At 68.1% G+C, this 18,636-nt stretch carries 15 protein-coding genes; 1 reads left to right on the top strand and 14 read right to left on the bottom strand.

Annotated elements, in window-relative coordinates; translation table 11 throughout:
- Positions 1–736: 736 nt before the first annotated feature.
- From ilvA to DVT68_RS19400, 11 genes are all read right to left on the bottom strand, one after another.
- Complete coding sequence (ilvA, locus tag DVT68_RS19450; RefSeq protein ID WP_114826919.1) at positions 737–2,290, bottom strand: threonine ammonia-lyase, biosynthetic; 1,554 nt, start codon at positions 2,288–2,290, stop codon at positions 737–739.
- An 8-nt stretch (positions 2,291–2,298) separates the two neighbouring features.
- Positions 2,299–2,544, bottom strand: coding sequence for an acetolactate synthase small subunit (ilvN, locus tag DVT68_RS19445; RefSeq protein ID WP_114826874.1), 246 nt, complete (start codon positions 2,542–2,544; stop codon positions 2,299–2,301).
- A gap of 106 nt (positions 2,545–2,650) precedes the next feature.
- A complete protein-coding gene (ilvB, locus tag DVT68_RS19440) occupies positions 2,651–4,456 on the bottom strand; it encodes a biosynthetic-type acetolactate synthase large subunit (protein ID WP_233523571.1) in 1,806 nt (601 codons plus the stop codon).
- Positions 4,457–4,813: 357 nt separating this feature from the next.
- Positions 4,814–5,824: a ketol-acid reductoisomerase gene (gene ilvC, locus DVT68_RS19435; RefSeq protein WP_114826872.1), complete on the bottom strand. Its 1,011-nt coding sequence runs from the start codon at positions 5,822–5,824 to the stop codon at positions 4,814–4,816.
- Entirely contained in the window at positions 5,821–7,542 is a 1,722-nt protein-coding gene (gene ilvD, locus DVT68_RS19430) for a dihydroxy-acid dehydratase (RefSeq protein ID WP_114826871.1), read from the bottom strand. Before ilvD ends, ilvC begins: the two co-directional genes overlap by 4 nt.
- A 14-nt stretch (positions 7,543–7,556) precedes the next feature.
- Positions 7,557–8,654, bottom strand: coding sequence for a 3-isopropylmalate dehydrogenase (gene leuB / locus DVT68_RS19425; RefSeq protein WP_114826870.1), 1,098 nt, complete (start codon positions 8,652–8,654; stop codon positions 7,557–7,559).
- A complete protein-coding gene (gene leuD / locus DVT68_RS19420) occupies positions 8,651–9,235 on the bottom strand; it encodes a 3-isopropylmalate dehydratase small subunit (protein WP_114826869.1) in 585 nt (194 codons plus the stop codon). Before leuD ends, leuB begins: the two co-directional genes overlap by 4 nt.
- 186 nt (positions 9,236–9,421) lie before the next feature.
- Positions 9,422–10,831: a 3-isopropylmalate dehydratase large subunit gene (gene leuC, locus DVT68_RS19415; protein WP_114826868.1), complete on the bottom strand. Its 1,410-nt coding sequence runs from the start codon at positions 10,829–10,831 to the stop codon at positions 9,422–9,424.
- On the bottom strand, positions 10,831–11,769 hold the full coding sequence (locus tag DVT68_RS19410) for a branched-chain amino acid transaminase (protein ID WP_114826867.1): 939 nt from the start codon (positions 11,767–11,769) through the stop codon (positions 10,831–10,833). Before DVT68_RS19410 ends, leuC begins: the two co-directional genes overlap by 1 nt.
- 16 nt (positions 11,770–11,785) lie before the next feature.
- On the bottom strand, positions 11,786–13,381 hold the full coding sequence (locus DVT68_RS19405; RefSeq protein ID WP_114826866.1) for a 2-isopropylmalate synthase: 1,596 nt from the start codon (positions 13,379–13,381) through the stop codon (positions 11,786–11,788).
- Positions 13,382–13,764: 383 nt separating this feature from the next.
- On the bottom strand, positions 13,765–14,385 hold the full coding sequence (locus DVT68_RS19400) for a TetR/AcrR family transcriptional regulator (protein WP_199536149.1): 621 nt from the start codon (positions 14,383–14,385) through the stop codon (positions 13,765–13,767).
- A gap of 168 nt (positions 14,386–14,553) precedes the next feature.
- Between DVT68_RS19400 and DVT68_RS19395 the strand changes: the two genes are divergently transcribed.
- The gene (locus DVT68_RS19395; protein WP_114826864.1) at positions 14,554–15,126 is read left to right on the top strand and encodes a hydrolase; all 573 of its coding nucleotides are present in this window, start codon (positions 14,554–14,556) and stop codon (positions 15,124–15,126) included.
- Positions 15,127–15,208: 82 nt separating this feature from the next.
- Here DVT68_RS19395 and thrC read toward each other — a convergent pair whose 3' ends face one another.
- Genes thrC through DVT68_RS19380 form a run of 3 tightly spaced genes read right to left on the bottom strand, consistent with a single transcriptional unit; the run spans position 15,209 to position 18,605 of the window.
- Positions 15,209–16,540, bottom strand: a complete 1,332-nt coding sequence (gene thrC / locus DVT68_RS19390; protein WP_114826863.1) for a threonine synthase — start codon at positions 16,538–16,540, stop codon at positions 15,209–15,211.
- Positions 16,537–17,511, bottom strand: coding sequence for a homoserine kinase (locus DVT68_RS19385; protein WP_114826862.1), 975 nt, complete (start codon positions 17,509–17,511; stop codon positions 16,537–16,539). Before DVT68_RS19385 ends, thrC begins: the two co-directional genes overlap by 4 nt.
- Positions 17,511–18,605, bottom strand: coding sequence for a homoserine dehydrogenase family protein (locus DVT68_RS19380; protein WP_114826918.1), 1,095 nt, complete (start codon positions 18,603–18,605; stop codon positions 17,511–17,513). Before DVT68_RS19380 ends, DVT68_RS19385 begins: the two co-directional genes overlap by 1 nt.
- Positions 18,606–18,636 lie beyond the last annotated feature (31 nt).

Here is an 18,636-nt window from a genome sequence, read left to right as displayed (position 1 = left end):
GGCATCCTGCCCTGACGCCAAACTGGCCGGCGTCCCTGCCGGCCACCCTTCGGGCTATTCCTCCACCCACCCGCCGCGCCATAGGGGAAGGGAGGTCAAAAGCCGGAGCGAAAAGCCAAGAGCCAAGAGCGGAATCGTCTCCGTAGGAACGCACCTTGTGAGGAAGTGCTTCTGGCGATGACCTCCACGCTATCGCACACGGTGCGGTGCTACAGAGCGAAATGCGGGATTTGCGAAGCGATGTGTCGCGCAGCGGCACGAGCCGTCACCCATACCCCTGTGAGGCGGTGAGGGGTGGACGAATAGGCCCGCAGGGGGATCGACAGGGATGTCGATCCCTTTTCGTCCGGGCAGGAGCCCGGTCGAAAAGCCCGGCCGCCGCTCACGGACTGGGCGGGCCGCAGGCCCGGCCAGCGCCGAGTGGGGTGCCATTTCTCTTGGCATTGCCACCATCTCGGTGGTTACTTCTCTTTGGGCAAGCAAAGAGAAGTGACCCGGCCTCCGGCAGGAGGGCGGAAGCCCGCCGCAGGCGAGCCGGATCGCGATCAGGTCAATTCAGAAGCGAAGGGCAAAGTCGCTGGATCCCAGCTTTCGCTGGGATGACGGTGAGGGTGATGGCGCCATCGTAAACATTGAGCGAGTTTCGCGCTCCGGCGCGCTTCAGAGCCTTATTTCTTGGCCCACCGAAACATGCTCATCGAACAGACCCGCGCGGAACCGATGAACCGCAAGCTCATCACTCCCGCAACAACAACCGGTAAGCCGGATTCTCACTCTCATCCCGATACGGATAACCCAGCGTCTGCAGGAACGCCTGGAACAGCGCGCGCTCGTCCGTCGGCACCTGGATGCCGACCAGGATGCGGCCGTAGTCGGCGCCCTGGTTGCGGTAGTGGAACAGGCTGATGTTCCAGTCCGGGTGCATGTGGCCAAGGAAGCGCGTGAGCGCGCCAGGGCGCTCGGGAAATTCGAAGCGGTACAGCAGCTCATCCTTCGCCAATGGCGAACGCCCGCCGATCATGTGGCGCAGGTGCAGCTTCGCCAGTTCGTCGTCAGTGAGGTCAAGCACGCCGAAGCCGTGGGCGTGGAGCGCCTCGATCAGCGTCTCCCGCTCGTCGCGTCGGCTGGTTTGCACGCCCACGAAGATGTGCGCCTCGGCGGCATTGCCGATGCGGTAGTTGAATTCGGTGATGCTGCGCTGGTCGAGCGCGGTGCAGAAGCGACGGAAGCTGCCGCGCTCTTCCGGGATGGTGACGGCGAATACCGCCTCGCGCTGCTCGCCCACCTCGGCCCGCTCGGCCACGAAGCGCAGCCGGTCGAAGTTGAGGTTGGCGCCGGAAACCACGGCGACCATCGGCGCCTGCTGCGCGCCATGCGTGGCCACATACTGTTTGAGGCCGGCCAGCGCCATCGCGCCGGCAGGCTCGGGCACGCTGCGCGTGTCCTGGAACACGTCGCGGATCGCGGCGCAGATCGCGTCGGTGTCGACCCGCACCATCGCATCCACGTGGCGCTGGCACAGTGCGAAGGTGAGATCGCCGACGCGCTTGACGGCCGTGCCATCAGAGAACAGGCCGACCTCGGCGAGGTTGACGGGCTCTCCGGCATCCAGCGACTGCGCCATCGCGTCGGAGTCGGCGGTCTGCACGCCGATCACCTTCACCTCGGGGCGCAGCGCTTTCACGTAGCCGGCGACGCCAGCGAGCAGGCCGCCTCCGCCCACCGGCACGAAGATCGCGTGCAGCGGCCCCGGGTGCTGGCGAAGGATTTCCATCGCCACGGTCGCCTGTCCGGCGATCACCGCCGGATCATCGAACGGGTGGACGAAGGTGTAGCCATGTTCGGCCTGAAGTCGCGCGGCCGCGGCCTGGGCGTCGCTGTACGAATCGCCGGCCAACACCACTTCCACCTGCGCGCCGCCGAAGCGTCGCACCGCATCCACCTTCACTTGCGGCGCGGTCACCGGCATCACGATCACCGCGCGGATACCAAGGCGCGCGGCGGCCAGCGCCACGCCCTGCGCGTGGTTGCCGGCGGACGCGGCGATCACACCTCGCGCACGCTGCCCCGCATCCAGTGACGCCATGCGGTTGTAGGCGCCGCGCAGCTTGAACGAGAACACCGGTTGTTGGTCTTCACGCTTGAGCAGCACCGGCTGGCCTAGCCGGGCGGACAACAACGTCGCCGGTTCCAGCGCCGTCTCGCGCGCCACGTCGTACACGCGGGCGCTCAAGGTCTGCCGCAGCAGCTGGTGTTCGCTGAGATCCGCCTCGGGCGCGATGGGCTGCATCAGCGCGTTCATGGTGCGACGGTGGCCGGATGGCTGACTTCGATCACGTCGACCAGCTTGCGGGTCTGCTTGATGATCTGCTCCACCGTGTCATCGGCACCGTGCATCACCAGGGTGAGCTGGGACACCGCCGGATCGCGCGTGGCGGCCACGGTGAGCGAGTCGATGTTGCAATGGCGCGCCGCGAACAGGCCGGCGACCCTCATCAGGGCCCCGGATTCGTTTTGCAGCAGGATGGAAAGCGTGTGTTTCATGATGAGGCTCCGTAACTACCCCTATCCGTCATTCCAGCGAACCCCAAAAAGGGGGCAAGCGCTGGAATCCAGTGCCTTGTGGGCCAGAAGTCGATGGGACGGCGGTTTAGAACATGTTTGACGTGGGGTCCGCAGCCTTCTCCGGAGCCACACGTGACGGAATGAAATCGCCGGTGATCATCTGCGCGTAGGTCGCGCCCGGTCCCACCATCGGATACACGCCGGCATCCGTGTCGATCATCACTTCCAGGAAGGCGGGACCTTCGAAGCCGAGGAAGTCGGCGATGGTGGCCGCCAGGTCCTCCTTGCGCTCCAGCCGGCGCGCCCACTCGAAGCCATCGGCCTGCGCGGCCTTGATGAAGTCCTTCTTGTGCAGGCTCTTGTCCGAAGAGGCGAAGCGGCCGCGGAAAAACAGCTTTTGCCACTGGCGCACCATGCCGTCGCCGATGTTGTTGAGCACCACCACCTTCACCGGCAGGCCATAGGTGGTGACGGTCTCCAGCTCACCCAGGTTCATGCGGATGCTGGCGTCGCCGTCGATGTCGATGACGACCGCGTCGCGCCGCGCGAACTGCGCGCCGATCGCGGCGGGCAGGCCGAAGCCCATGGTGCCCATCGAGCCCGACGTGAGCCAATGCCGAGGCTCGCGGAAATCGAAGTACTGCGCCGCCCACATCTGGTGCTGGCCCACGCCGGTGCTGATCACCGCGCGGCCTTGCGTGTGGTGGTTGATCGCCTCGATCACGGCCTGCGGTTGGATCAGCGGGCTCTCGCGGTCGTAGTTCAGCGCATGGGTGTGCTTGAGCGCCGAGATGTGCGCATGCCAGTCGGCGTAACGCCCTTCGGCGGAAAAATGCAGGTTGTGGCGCACGCCGTATTGATGCAGGCGCGACAGCGTGCGGTCGAGGTCGCCGTGATGGTGCCAGTGCACCGACTTGACCTTGCCAATCTCCGCCGGATCGATGTCGATCTGCGCGATGAAGCGCGCGTTCGGTGCGAAACGGTCGGCCACGCCGGCGACGCGATCGTCGAAGCGCGCGCCGAGCGCGAGCAGGAAATCGCAGTCTTCGACCGCGTAGTTGGCATAGGCGGTGCCATGCATGCCCAACATGTGCAGCGCGAGCGGCTCCGTGGTGTCGACCGCGCCCAGTCCCATCAGCGTGGTGGTGACCGGCAGGCCGAACTGCTGCACGAAGGCGCGCAGCGTAGCCGAAGCCTCGCCGGCGATGATACCGCCGCCGGCGTAGATCAGCGGGCGCCTGGCCTTGGACAACGCCTCGAAGAATGCCGCGCACTGCTCGTCATCGACGCGCGCGTTCTGGATCGCGTGCTGGCGAGCACGATAGCCGGGGATCGGCAGCGTGCCTTCACCGGCAAAGGTGAGCGAGGTGTTCTGCACGTCCTTTGGGATGTCGACCACCACCGGACCGGGCCGGCCGCTGCGGGCGATCTCGAAGGCGGTGCGCAGGGTGATCTCAAGCCGCTCCGGGTCGGTGAGCAGGAACACGTGCTTGGCGCACGGGCTCATGATGTTGCTGACCGGCGCTTCCTGGAACGCATCGCTGCCGAGTGCGCCGGTCGGCACCTGACCGCAGATCACCACCATCGGCACCGAGTCGGACATGGCGTCGCGCACCGGCGTGACCATGTTGGTGGCGCCGGGTCCGGAGGTGACGATCGCCACGCCCACCTTGCCCGAGGCGCGCGCATAGCCGGCAGCCATGAAGCCAGCGCCCTGCTCGTTGGCGGGCACGATCAGCGGCATCGGCTCGCCGCCGATCGGCGAGAGATGGGTGGCGTTGTAGCGGAATACCGCGTCGTACACCGGCAGGATGGCGCCGCCCGAATAGCCGAACAGCACGTCCACGCCTTCGTCGGCCAGTACCTGCACGACGACTTCCGCGCCGCTCATGGTCTGACCGGCCAGCGGATGGGTGGAGGCCGGCGTCGGCGTGTCCTTTTGCAGTGGCAGGTTCACGGTGTCGCGTTTCCTAGGGTTCGCCGTGGTGGCGGCGGTATGAACAGCGCGTTGGCAAAACTCCCTCCCTTGGCCGGCAAGGGAGGGACGATGTGGGGTGTTGCGTGCCTTCGGAAAAAAGCGCCCCTCGTTGGTGATGCAGGCACTGGTGAGCAAAGCGGTAGCTTCTTGCTCGTCATCCCCGCGAAAGCGGGGATCCAGTGCCTTTGAAATTCACCGGGATGTCGAAAGTCGCTGGATCCCAGCTTTCGCTGGGATGACGGCATCGTTCGACGTCTCGGTATTCCCGTATCAGCCCACCTTCTTGAGCGGCTCGGCGGCCTTCGGCGCATTCGCCTGCAGCCACGGCATGCGCGCGCGCAACTTGGCGCCAACCTGCTCTATCGGGTGCTCGAGATCGGCCTGCTTGAACTTCTGATAGTTGGGCAGGCCAGCCTTGTGCTCGGCGATCCAGTTGCGGGCGAAGGTGCCGTCCTGGATGTCCTTGAGCACGTCCTTCATGCGCGCCTTGGTGCCGGCGTCGATCACGCGCGGGCCGCTGACGTAGTCGCCGTACTGGGCGGTCTCGGAGACGAACTCCAGCATGCGCGAGATGCCGCCTTCGTAGAACAGGTCCACGATCAGCTTCAGCTCGTGCAGCACTTCGTAGTACGCGATCTCCGGCTGGTAGCCGGCTTCCACCAGCGTCTCGAAGCCGGCCTGCACCAGCGAGCTCGCGCCGCCGCACAGCACCGCCTGTTCGCCGAAGAGGTCGGTCTCGGTCTCTTCCTTGAAGTCGGTCTTGATCAGCAGCGCGCGGCCACCGCCGATGCCGTCGGCATAGGCTTTGGCCTTGGCTTCGGCCTGGCCGCTGACGTCCTGGTGGATCGCCCAGATGCTCGGCACGCCGCGGCCGATTTCATACTCACGGCGCACCAGCGCGCCCGGGCCCTTCGGCGCCACCAGGATCACGTCGATGTCGGTGCGCGGATCGATCTGCTTGAAGTGCACGTTGAAGCCATGCGCGAACAGCAGGGCGGCGCCCGGCTTGATGTTCGGAGCGATGTGTTCGCTGTACAGCGCCGGCTGCACCATGTCGGGGGTCAGCACGGCGACCAGGTCGGCGTCCTTCACCGCCTCGCCCGGCTCGGCGACGTTGAAGCCCTCGGCGCGGGCCTTCTCCCACGAGGGGCCGCCCTTGCGCAGGCCGACCACGACGTCGAGACCGGAGTCGCGCAGGTTGAGGGCGTGGGCGCGTCCCTGGCTGCCGTAGCCCAGGACGGCGATGCGGGCATTGGCCAGCGTGTCGTTGGTGGTGCTCATGCGGTGACTCCTGCGTTCGTGTCTTCGTTGACGTGTTGAGAAGAGGTGGATGCGGACGTGATGCGTGAAGCGGACGGGTGCGTGGTGGCGCCGTCGGAGGCTGAGCCAACCAGCAACGCGTACTTGGCCAGCGCGCCACGGGTGACCTTCGGCGCCGGCGGCTGCCAGCCGGCGCGGCGCGAGGCCAGGTCGGCGGTGGTGCTGATCTGGCGCGTGTCGGCGTCGATGCGGATGGGGTCGCCTTCGCGCAGCAGCGCGATCGGGCCGCCGCGCGCCGCTTCCGGCGCAATGTGGCCCACCATGTAGCCGTGCGTGGCGCCGGAGAAGCGGCCATCGGTGATCAGCGCGACGTCGTCGCCCAGGCCGCGGCCGACCAGCGCCGCGGTGACGCCGAGCATTTCGCGCATGCCCGGACCGCCTGCGGGGCCTTCGTTGCGGATGACGATGACGTCACCCTTCTCGATGCCGCCGCCCTGCACCGCGGCGAAAGCCTGTTCCTCGCTCTCGAACACGCGGGCGCGGCCTTCGAAGTGGTTGGCGCCCTTGCCGGCCAGTTTGAGGATGCAGCCCTCCGGCGCGAGGTTGCCGTACAGGATCGAATAACCGCCGCGCGGCTTGAGTGGCTGCGTCACCGGATGCACCACATACTGCTGCTCGGCGCGCGGGGCGACCGCGGCTTCCTCGAACAGGTTGCGACCGGTGATGGTGGGCGCGTCGTCCAGCATGCCGGCGGCGATCAGTTCCTGAGCCACGCGTGCGCTGCCGCCGGCGCCGAACAATTCGACCGCCGTGTAACGGCCACCCGGCAACAGGTCGGCGATCACCGGCGTGTGCTTCGATGCCGGCTCGAAATCTTCCAGCGTCCACGGCGTGCCGGCTTCACGGGCGATCGCCAGCAGATGCAGTACGGCGTTGGTGGAGCCGGCGGTCGCGGCCACCATGCGCGCGGCGTTGCGGAACGCGGTGGGCGTGAGCATCGAACGCGGCGTGCGGCCTTCTTTCAGGCATTCCATCACCAGCTGACCGCAGCGGCGCGCCGCGGCGGTCTTGGCCGGGTGGGTGGCGGGGATGTCGTTGAAGCCCATCGGGGAAAGACCGAGCGTGGACAACACCATCGCCATCGTGTTGGCGGTGAACTGGCCGCCACAGGCGCCGGCGCCCGGGCAGGCATCGCGCTCCACCGAGGTCAGCTCGGCATCGTCGATCTTGCCCGCGCCGTACGCGCCCACCGCCTCGAACACCTGCTGGATGGTGATCGGGTGGTTATCGTGGGTGCCATGGGCAATGGTGCCGCCGTACAGCGCGACGCTGGGGATATCCAGGCGCGCCATCGCCATCGCGGCGGCAGGAATGGTCTTGTCGCAGCCGCACAGCACGACCATCGCATCGAGGCAGTGGCCGTCGACGGCGAGCTCGATCGAATCGGCGATCACCTCGCGACTGATCAGCGAGGCGCGCATGCCCGGCGTGCCCATGGCGATGCCGTCGGTCACCGCGATGGTGTTGAACTCGATCGGCGTGCCGCCGGCGGCGCGAATGCCTTCAGCGGCGTGCTCGGCCAGCTCGCGCAGGTTGAGGTTGCACGGGCTCACGTTGGACCACGTGTGCACGATCGCCACCAGCGGCTTGGTGATGGCGGCATCGTCCAGCCCGGTGGCGCGCAGCATGGCGCGCGCCGGGGCGCGATCGGGGCCGGTCTTGATCAGGTCGCTACGCATAGATTTCCCAGTGCTCATCCGCAGGCCCGCCCCCAGCGAAGAAAGGCGGCTGCATTGCAGGCGTGTTCGTCGAGTGCGACCAGCACGGCGTCCAGCACCTCCTTGGTGCCGGCCTTGCCGCCGATGTCGCGCGTGTGGGGGCCGTGCTCGATCACATCGGCCACAGCCGCTTCGATGGCGGCCGCTTCCTGCTCCAGGCCCAGCGAATGACGCAGCAGCATGGCGGCGGAGAGGATCGCGCCCAGCGGATTGGCCACGCCCTGGCCGGCGATGTCCGGCGCCGAACCGTGGATGGGCTCGTACAGGCCACCCTTGCCTTCGCCCAGCGAGGCCGAGGGCAGCAGGCCCAGCGAACCGGCCAGCGCGGCGGCTTCGTCTGTGAGGATGTCGCCGAACAGGTTCTCGGTGACGACCACGTCGTAGCGGCCCGGCTGGGTCAGCAGCAGCATCGCCATCGAGTCGACCAGCTGGTGCTCCAGCTTCACGTCCGGGAATTCCGCGGCGACGCGCGTCACCGTGCTGCGCCACAGGCGCGAGGTTTCCAGCACGTTGGCCTTGTCCACCGAGGTGACGTGCTTGCGGCGCTCACGCGCCAGCTGGAACGCACGACGCACCACGCGCTCGACCTCGGCCACGGTGTACTTGCACTCGTCGGTGGCGGTGTCGATGGTGCGGGTCTTGGCGCCGAAATACGCGCCGCCGGTGAGTTCGCGCACGAACAGCACATCGACGTTCTTGAGCTTCTCGTTCTTCAGCGGTGACAGCTCGGCCAGCGCCTCGTGCACCTGCAGCGGGCGCAGGTTGGCGTACACGCCCAGCGCCGCGCGCAGCGCCAGCAGGCCCTGTTCCGGGCGCACCGGTGCATTCGGGTCGGACCACTTGGGGCCGCCTACCGCGCCCAGCAGCACCGCGTCGGCAGCCTTGCAGGCCTCGAGCGAGGCGGCCGGCAGCGGTTCGCCGGTGGCATCGATGGCGCAGCCGCCGATCTGATGCTCCTCGAAGTGGAAATGGTGATCGAAGTGCGCGGCGACAGCGTCCAACACGGAGACCGCGGCAGCGGTGACCTCCGGGCCAACGCCATCACCGGGCAGGGTGACGATATGCGCTCTCATGCGGCTCTCTCCACGCGTTGTTCGTAAGCGGTGATGGCATCACCGTGTTGTTGCAGGTAGCCCAGCTGGTCGACGCCGTTCAGCAGGCAATGACGGGCGAACGGCTCCAGCTGGAAACGGATGCGGCCACCGTCGGGCAGCGCGATGTACTGCTCGCGCACGTCGATGCTCAGCTCGATGCCAGGGTTGGCGAGCAGCCAGCGGTGCTCGGCTTCGTCCAGCACGATCGCCAGCAGGCCGTTCTTCAGCGCGTTGTTGCGGAAGATGTCCGCGATCTCGCTGCACAGCACCGCGTGGATGCCGTAGTCCAGCAGCGCCCACGGCGCATGCTCGCGCGAGGAGCCGCAACCGAAGTTGCGGCCCGCGACGAGGATCGAGCAACCCTTGGCCTTGGGCTGGTTCAACGGAAACGCCGGGTTGTCGCTGCCGTCGGCCTGGTAGCGCCAGTCGTTGAAGCACAGCTTGCCCAGGCCCGCGCGCTCGGTGGTGGTGAGGAAGCGCGCCGGGATGATGCGGTCGGTGTCGATGTTCTCGTCGGCCAGGACGGCGGTGCGGGAGTGGATGCGGGTGACGGGGCGCATGTCAGAAAACCTCCGAAGGACAACAACCGAACAGCGCGTACGCATTGGCTCCCTCTCCCCTCCGGGGAGAGGGTTGGGGTGAGGGGTGGGTGCTAGTCGTAACGTCGGATGAAGCGAGGCTTTCGCAAGATTGACCCCTCACCTCGGTCCTCTCCCCGGAGGGGAGAGGAGGAAAAGCGCGCACCTTCATGCCGCAACCTCCGTCAAGTACTCACGTGGATCCGCAATGCGCCCTGCCACGGCGGATGCGGCGGCGGTGGCTGGGCTCGCCAGCACCGTGCGTGCGCCCTTGCCCTGGCGGCCTTCGAAGTTGCGGTTGGAGGTGCTCACCACCAGCTGGCCCGGCTGCGCCAGGTCGCCGTTCATGGCGATGCACATCGAGCAGCCCGGAACGCGCCATTCGGCCCCGGCGGCGGTGAAGACCTCGTGCAGCCCTTCGCGCTCGGCGTCGCGGCGCACCGCTTCGGAGCCCGGCACCACCAGCATGCGCACGCCCTCGGCGACGCGGCGGCCGCGCAGCACATGGGCGGCTTCGCGCAGGTCCGACAGGCGCGAGTTGGTGCAGCTGCCGACAAACACCACGTCCACCGCCATGCCCTGCATGGGCTTGCCGGCCTCGCTCTTCATGTAGTCGAGCGCGCGCTTCTCCACCGCGTTGCGTGCGGCCGGCACCGGCTTGTCCATGGCAATCGCCATGCCCGGGTGGGTGCCGTAGGTGACGGTGGGCCGCACCTTGCTGGCGTCGATGCGCACTTCGCGGTCATACGTGGCGCCGGCGTCGGTGCGCAGCGCGCGCCAGCGCTCGACCGCCGCATCCCACGCGCTGCCCTGTGGCGCGCGGGCGCGACCCTTGAGCCAGGCGAAGGTGGTGTCGTCCGGCGCGATCAGGCCCGCGCGGGCGCCAGCCTCGATCGACATGTTGCACACCGTCATGCGCTCTTCCATCGACATGGCTTCGATGGCGCCGCCGCGGTACTCGATGACATAGCCGGTGCCGCCGTCCACGCCGATCTCGCCGATGATGTGCAGGATCAGGTCCTTGGCGCCCACGCCCACCGGGAGCTGGCCGTCGACATGGATCGCCAGCGTCCTGGGCTTGCGCTGCAGCAGGCACTGTGTGGCCATCACATGACCCACCTCGGTGGTGCCGATGCCGAAGGCCAGCGCGCCGAAGGCGCCGTGGGTGGAGGTGTGGCTGTCGCCGCACACGATGGTCATGCCCGGCTGGGTGGCGCCCAGCTCCGGACCGATCACGTGCACGATGCCGCGATCATCGCTGTCCCAGCCGTGCAGTTCGACGCCGAACTCGCGGCAGTTCTTTTCCAGCTGCGACACCTGGGCTTTCGCCTCGGCGTTCGCGTACGGGCGTTCACCGTCGGCGCCAGCGGGCAGGGTGGGCGTGGAGTGATCCAGCGTCGCCAGCATGCGATCCGGACGGCGCAGCTTCAGGCCGCGTTCGCGCAGTTCGCTGAAGGCCTGCGGCGAGGTGACTTCGTGCACCAGGTGCAGGTCGATGTAGATGATCGCCGGCGTGTCGCTGGATTCAGCTGCAACGACATGAGCGTCCCACACCTTTTCGAACAGGGTCTTGGCCATTACGCAGCCTCCTGCGCGGTCTCGACCTGGACCGGCGTGAGCCATCCCCATTGATCTTCAGTCGTGCCGTCGAACAAGCCAAAGAAGGCCTTCTGCAGCGCGCGCGTCACGTCGCCCGGGCGGCCCGTGCCCACGGGCTTGCGGTCAACCGAGCGCACCGGGGTGATCTCGGCGGCGGTGCCGGTCATGAACACTTCGTCGGCGGTGTACAGCGCCTCGCGCGGCAGATCGCGCTCTTCCACGGTGATGCCCAGCTCGCCGGCCAGGGTGATCACGGACTCGCGCGTGATGCCAGCCAGGATGCCGGCGCTGCTCGGCGGCGTCAGCAGCTTGCCTTTCTTCACCAGGAACAGGTTCTCGCCGGCGCCTTCGCTGAGCAGGCCGTTATGGCCCAGCGCGATGCCTTCGGCGTAGCCGCCGCGGCGGGCTTCCAGTGCGATCAGCTGGCTCGACAGGTAGTTGCCGCCGGCCTTGGCCCAGCTCGGGAAGGTGTTCGGCGCCGGGCGATGCCAGGACGACACGCACACATCCGCGCCATGCTCCAGCGCGTCGCCCAAATAGGCGCCCCATTCCAGCGCCATGATCGCCACGTCCACCGGCGAATCGCCCTTGGGCAGCACGCCCAGGCCGCCGGCGCCGCGGAACACGATCGGGCGCACATAGGCCGACTTCATGCGGTTGGCGCGGATCACTTCCTGGCAGGCGGCGTTGATCTCGTCCTCGCTGTAGCCGATGTCGATCTCGTAGATCTTGGCCGACTCGAACAGGCGGCGGGTGTGATCGGCAAGGCGGAAATAGGCCGGACCCTGCGGCGTCGCGTACACGCGCTCGCCCTCGAACACCGAAGAACCGTAATGCAGCGCGTGGGTGCTCACGTGCACGGTGGCCTCGGTCCAGGGTTTGATCTGTCCGTTGTGCCAGAGGAAGGGCGTGGTCATCGGGTGCTCCTTGGAATCACAGGCTGGCGACAGCGGCCGGCTGCGGCGCCGGGGCTTGTCGCTCGATGCGGTTGACGATGGCGAGCGCGGCGTGCGCGGTCGCTTCGATGATGTCGGTGCTGACGCCGTTGCCGCGCCACTCGCGTTCGGCATGACGGGCGGTGAGCTTGGCCTGGCCCTGGGCGTCGCCGCCTTCGCTGACCGCGCGCACCTGGAACTGGGTGATGTCCAGGGTGGTGCCGGTGGCGCGTTCGATCGCGCGCAGCACGGCGTCAACGGGGCCATCGCCGATCGCGGCCTCGCCGACCTCGGTGCCGTTGTCGTGCACCAGCCTCACCGAGGCGGAGGCGCTGCTGCCCAGGTGCGAGTTGGTGTTGAGTTGCGAGATGCGCCAGGGACCGGTGGCTTCCGGATCCATGCCGAGCGCAATGGCTTCCAGGTCTTCGTCGTGCACTTCGCGCTTCTTGTCGGCCAGTGCCTTGAAGCGGGCGAAGATGCTGTCCATCGCCGCCTCGTCCGGCTCGTGGCCCAGCTGCTGCAGGCGCTGGCGCAGCGCGTGGCGGCCGGAATGCTTGCCCAGCACCAGCTTCGTCTCGCCCATGCCCACGTCCTGCGGACGCATGATTTCGTAGGTGCCTCGGTGCTTGAGCATGCCGTGCTGGTGGATGCCCGACTCGTGTGCGAACGCGTTCTCGCCCACCACGGCCTTGTTGCGCGCCACGGCCTGGCCGGTCAGCTGGGTCAGCAGGCGCGACGTCGGATAGAGCTTGCGCGCGTCGATGCCGGTGTCGACGCCGAAGAAGGCGCCGCGCACGCGCAGCGCCATCACCACTTCTTCCATCGAGGCATTGCCGGCGCGCTCGCCGATGCCGTTGATGGTGCACTCGACCTGGCGGGCGCCGGCGGCGACGCCAGCCAGGCTGTTGGCCACAGCCATGCCGAGGTCATCGTGGCAATGGGTGGAGAAGACCACCTGGTCCGCGCCGCGCACGTGCTTGCGCAGGTAGGCGATGCGTTCGCCCATCTCGGTCGGCGTGGTGTAGCCCACCGTGTCGGGCACGTTGACCGTAGTGGCGCCGGCGGCGATGGCCGCGCTGAACACCTCGACCAGATACTCCGGCTCGGTGCGCATGGCGTCCTCGGCGGAGAACTCCACCTCGTGGCACAGCCCCTTGGCGCGCTCGATCGCCGCGCAGGCGGTGTCGATCACCTGCTGCTTGCTCATGTTGAGCTTGTGCTCGCGATGCAGCGGGCTGGTGGACAGGAACAGGTGGATGCGCGAGCGCTGGGCGCCCTGCAGGGCGCGGGCGCAGGCATCGATGTCGCCGTCGTGGCAGCGGGCGAGGCCCGCCACGGTGGGACCCCGCAGCACGCGGGCGATCTCCGCCACGGAGGCGAAATCGTCCGGCGAGGCGTTGGGAAAGCCCGCCTCGAGAATGTCGACGCCAAGCGCTTCGAGCGCATGCGCCATGCGCAGCTTGGCGCGGCGGTCCATCGAAAAGCCGGGCGCCTGCTCGCCATCACGCAGCGTGGTGTCGAAAATGCGCACGCGTTCGGCGGCTACGTCGCCCACGTCGCTGTTCTCGCTGTTCGGGTTGTCCTGGGGGTTCATCGTTTGGCTCCGCTGGCACGCGCCGTTGGGCAACAAAAAACCCCGCATCCGTTACCGGGTGCGGGGTTCTTCGGTGGTATTCAGGTCAGTTTTGCTTTACCTGGACACACGCCCTCAGCCCGCACCTCCGTTGGTAATAAGGAGTACGAGTACAAGGGCAAGAAGGAGGTTGTCGCGAAGCCGCAGCGGTACCGTGACCGCCCTTGGGCGGATCGGTTCGGCGATGCGATCGTGGCTGTTGCGCTGCGACATGGGATCGACCGTAACGGGGGGTGCAATCCCTTGTCAACAGTTTCTTGTGAAATTTTTGCAATCGTGTGTTCGTGTGCGCATTTGGACGTCCAGAAGTCCAGATGCGCCGGGCCACGTGCGCTGGCGCATGGTCAGCCTGTTTGCGCGAGATCTTTCAGGTACAGCTCCAGGGTGCGCCGCAGCTGGGTTTGCGCGCTCTGGCGCAGGGCGGCGGGCTGCTCGTTCTGCAACGCGACCGCCGCCTTCATCAGTTGCTGCACGACCATGGCCGCGGGCCGCAGCTCGCCGGCGGCGAGGCCCGGCGCGTGGATCGCGAGGATGCGGCAGAGGTAGTCGCGCATCCGCTGACGTATGGTGCGCCCCAGCATCGGCGGCAGCGAGCCACCAGCCTCCACCAGTGTCGTGAACGAAGGATGCTGCCGGCGGTAGTCGGCGAACGTGCGGATGAGCCGGGTGGCAAGTTCCTGCGTGTCCCAGCCCGGGGCCTGCTCGACCAGCCGCTCCATCCGCGCATACAGCGCCTCGGCGTGGTCGGCCATCAGCGCCTCGGCCAGCGCCTCCTTGGTCGGAAAGAACTGGTACAGCGAGCCGATCGAGGCGCCCGCACGCGCCGCCACCTCGGTCATGGTGGTAGCGTCGTAGCCTCTTTCGACGAAGCAGTCCGAGGCTGCCGCGAGCAGCGCCGCAACCCGCTCATGACCACGGCGGCGCTGCGGCGGGCGACCGCCCTGGCTTGAAATACGTGAGGCCATCCTCATAAACTCCAATGTGAGGCTACCCTCACATATCTGATCCCTGCCAGGGTCTCGGCGGGGGCATCGAGGCCCGTCCCGTACCTGCGGCCTCCATGCTTTTACTTATCGCCGGGCGTCCGGGCAAGTCTTGCAGCGGCGCCGGCCCGAGAATGCCGGAGCACCACCATGGAAACGTTGGACCCCCGCAGCACCGCGCTGGTGCTGATCGACCTGCAGAAGGGCATCGCCCCGTTCGCCGCCGGCCCGCACACCGCGGGCGACGTGTTCAGCCGCGCCGGCCAGCTCGCCGCCCGCTTCCGCGAACTGGGCGCGCCGGTGGCGCTGGTGCGCGTGGGTTTCTCGCGCGATGGCGCGGACATGCTGCGTCCCCTCACCGACCAGCCAGCGCCCGCCGCGCGCGACTTGCCGCCCGACTGGATGACCTACGCCGACGAGCTTCATGCGGGCGAAGGCGACATTCACATCGTCAAGCGCCAGTGGGGCGCGTTCTACGGCACCGAACTGGAGCTGCAGCTTCGTCGGCGCGGCGTTACGCAGATCGTGCTGGGCGGCGTGTCGACCAACATCGGCGTCGAATCCACCGCGCGCCAGGCCTTCGAGCTGGGCTTCCATCAGGTACTGGTGGAAGACGCGATGAGTTCGTCGGACGCCTCGCATCACGCCTTTGCCGTGGAAAACATCTTCCCGCGCCTGGGTCGCGTGCGCTCGACCGCGCAGATCCTTGCGGCGCTGGGCTGAGCCCACGCGTTACCCGTTCGCCGTGATCCGGGCGTTTGCCGGGATGAGGGGATGAAAGCTGCGGCGCCGCGGGCGCCGCAGATCAGCCGGCTACGGCCCTCTCCGTCTCCGCCTGCGCACGCAGCCACGATTTCAGCGCGGCATCGCTGGCGGCGAGTGGCGCCGCGCTGGCCGGACGTTCCAGCATCGCCGCCAATGCGGGCGGCACCGCCACTTCGCGACCGATCAGCGGCTCCACCACGCTGTCGAACTTGGCCGGGTGCGCCGTGGCCACCACGGCCCAGGGCGCGCTGATCACGCCCATGCGGTCGAGCACGTGCACCGCAGTGGCGGTATGCGGGCAGAACAGTTCGCCGTGGTCGCGGGCATGCCGCACGATGGTGGCGCGGATGGTGTCGTCGTCCACGCTGGTGGCGTGCAACTGCATGCGCAGTTCGTAGTCGCGCGGGAAGGTCCAGCGCAGCCGTTCGAAGTTGCTGGGCGCGCCCACGTCCATCGCATTGGCCAGGGTGGGGATCGCCGGGCGTGGCGTGTAGGTGTCGCCGTCGAAGTAGTCGCTCAGCGTGGCGTTGGCGTTGCAGGCCAGCTGGATGTCGCCCACCGGCAGCCCCATCTCGCGCACCCACACGCAGGCCAGCGCATTGCCCAGGTTGCCGGTCGGCACGATGACGTTGAGCGGCGCGTCGTGTTTGCGCCATGCGCTCAACGCGGCATGTGCGTAGTAGCTCATCTGCGGCAGCAGCCGTCCCAGGCTGATGCTGTTGGCCGAGGACAGCGGTACCGCGGATTGCAGCGCCTTGTCGTTGAGCGCCGCCTTCACCATGCGCTGGCAGTCATCGAAGCTGCCCGCCACGCGCAAGGCCTGCACGTTGTCGCCGAAACAGCCCAGCTGGTGGGCCTGGCGCGGCGACACGCGACCGTCCGGGTAGAGGATCACCACGCGCACGCCCGGCTGCCGATGGAAGGCGGCAGCAACGGCGGCGCCGGTGTCGCCCGAGGTGGCGACCAGAATGGTCAGCGGGGCGTCCGCCTCAGGCCGCAGGCGCCGGAAGCAGGCGGCGAGGAAACGCGCGCCGATGTCCTTGAACGCCGCGCTGGGGCCATGGAACAGCTCCAGCACCGAGGCGCCCTCGCGATACGCGAGCGGCCGCAGTGGCACTGGGAAATCAAAGGCTTCGTGGCAAATGCCCGGCAGTTCCGCAGCGAGCGCGCTGCTGCGAAAGAAGGGGTCGAGCAGGGTGGTGGCGGTATCGGCCAATGAGCCGTTCGGGTCGAACGCAGCGGGTTCGCGCTGTGGCAGCGCCTCCGGCACGTACAAGCCCCCGTCTGGCGCCAGGCCTGCGGCAATCACCTGATCGATGCGTGCCCCATGGCTGGCGCTGCGGGTGCTGCGATAGTGCAAAGGCTCACTCATTCCACTTCCTCGTCGACCAGCGTCGCGGCCGGCCCATTGATGGGGGAGACCAGCGTGTCACTGGCGATACCTTCCTCGGCGAAAGCCGCGGCCATCGCGCTGGCGGCGCGTTCGGCGTCCTCGCGCCGCTCGTACCAGCCAAACACGCTGGGACCGCCGCCGGAGATACTGGCGCCCATGGCGGCATTATCCAGCGCCGCCTGTTTCACTCGTGAGAACCCCGGGACCAGCGGGGCACGGCGGGGTTCGACCAGTACGTCCTTGAGGCCCTCGCGCACCAGCGTGGCATCGCCGCGATGGCAGCCGGTAAGCACCAGCGCAAGATTGGCGTGTTGCGCCACCACCTCGGACAGGGCGAAGCCGTCCGCCAGCACGGCGCGCGAACGGCGGGTTTCCAGCACCACGTGCGGATGCACCAGGGCGCAATGCCAGGCTTCCGGGACCGGCAGGCGCAGCAGTCGATCGCGCGTGGCCAGCACCAGGCCGCCCAGCAGCATCGGGCCAAGGTTGTCGCCATGGCGGCTGCCGCTGGCGACGGTCTCGCCGTCGAGCGCGAAGCTGTACAGCGCCTCGCGCGGCAGCGGACGTTCCAGCAGTGCATTGGCGGCCACCAGCGCCGCCACGCACGAGGCCGCCGAGCCTCCCATGCCGGAGCCCAGCGCGATGCCCTTGTGCAGCTCCACCTCGAAGCCGTGCTGCAGGCCCAGAGCGCGACGCAGCGACAGCAGGGCGGCGCCGGCGGTGTTGCGGGCCGCGTCCATGGGGAGCTCGTGCGAGCTGCCGTGGATGGCGGCGATGCGCACCGTAGGCTCGTCAATGCGGCGCACCACGGCGCGGTCGCCGGCGCCCGCCACGCTGTGGCCAAGGATGTCGAAGCCCACCGCGACGTTGCCAACGCTGGCAAAAGCCATGGCTTGCGCGCTCAGCGCGCGCTGCGATGAGATCATGGGTTCGGACAGTTGCGCGTTCATCAGCGCACCTCCAGCGATTCGGCAATGCGCAGAAGATCGCCGAAAACCCCTGCCGCCGTCACCTCCGGACCGGCGCCAGGCCCCTGCACCAGCATCGGGTTGTCGCGATAGCGGTGGGTGGTGAACTGCACGATGTTGTCGGTCAGCCGCGAATGCGCGAACGGATGCGCCGCCGGCAGTATGGCCAGGCGCACGCTGGCATGGCCCTTGGCGTCGAGGCTGGCCACGTGGCGCAGCACGCAACCCTGTATCTGGGCCCGCGCCAGATGGGCGCTCATCGGCGCGTCGAGACTCTGGAGCTGTTCCATCGCTTCCTCCGCCGACAGCGAGGCCAGCGTCTTGGGCACCAGGCTTTGCACCGCCACGTCGTCCAGCGACAGCGACCAGCCCGCCTCGCGCGCCAGGATCACCAGCTTGCGCGCCACGTCCATGCCGGAAAGATCGTCGCGCGGATCGGGTTCGGTATAGCCCAGCGCATGCGCCTCGCGCACCAGCGCGGAGAACGGCCGGCTGCCGTCGTACCGATGACACAGCCAGGCCAGGGTGCCGGAGAACATGCCTTCCACCGCGAGCAGTTCGTCACCCGTGTCGAGCAGGTCGCGCAGCGTCTGCACCACTGGCAGGCCCGCACACACCGTGGCCTCGTAGCGGAAGCGCGCGCCGGTACGGCTGGCGGCGCGGATAGCCTGCAGGCGCGACAGGGAGCCGCTGCCGGCCTGCTTGTTGGGCGTCACCACATGGAGGCCCGCGGCCAGCCACTCGGCATAGCGCGAAGCCACTGCATCACTGGCGCTGCAGTCGATCAGCATGGCGTGGCGGCTGCCGTCGCCGCGCACGTGGGCGACGAATTCGTCGAGATTGCTGGGGCGCCAGGTCTGCGCGCCGCCGAAGCGCCCGTTGAGCTCGGGATCGTCGGCATCCAGCCACATGCGCCGACTCGCGGCGACGCCGCACAGCCGCAGATCGAGCCCGCCACGCGCCAGGCGCGGCCGCGCCGCGCGCAGCTGGTCGAGCAGGGCGCTGCCGACACGGCCCGGGCCGATCAGGCCCACGGCAAGCACGCGCTGGCGTGCGGTGACCGTCGGCAGCGCCACGGCATGTGGCGGCAGCGACGGCTGGTCTAGC

Source organism: Dyella solisilvae (assembly GCF_003351225.1).
GTDB classification, from domain to species: Bacteria; Pseudomonadota; Gammaproteobacteria; order Xanthomonadales; family Rhodanobacteraceae; genus Dyella; species Dyella solisilvae.
This window is presented reverse-complemented; position numbering and strand designations above follow the sequence as displayed.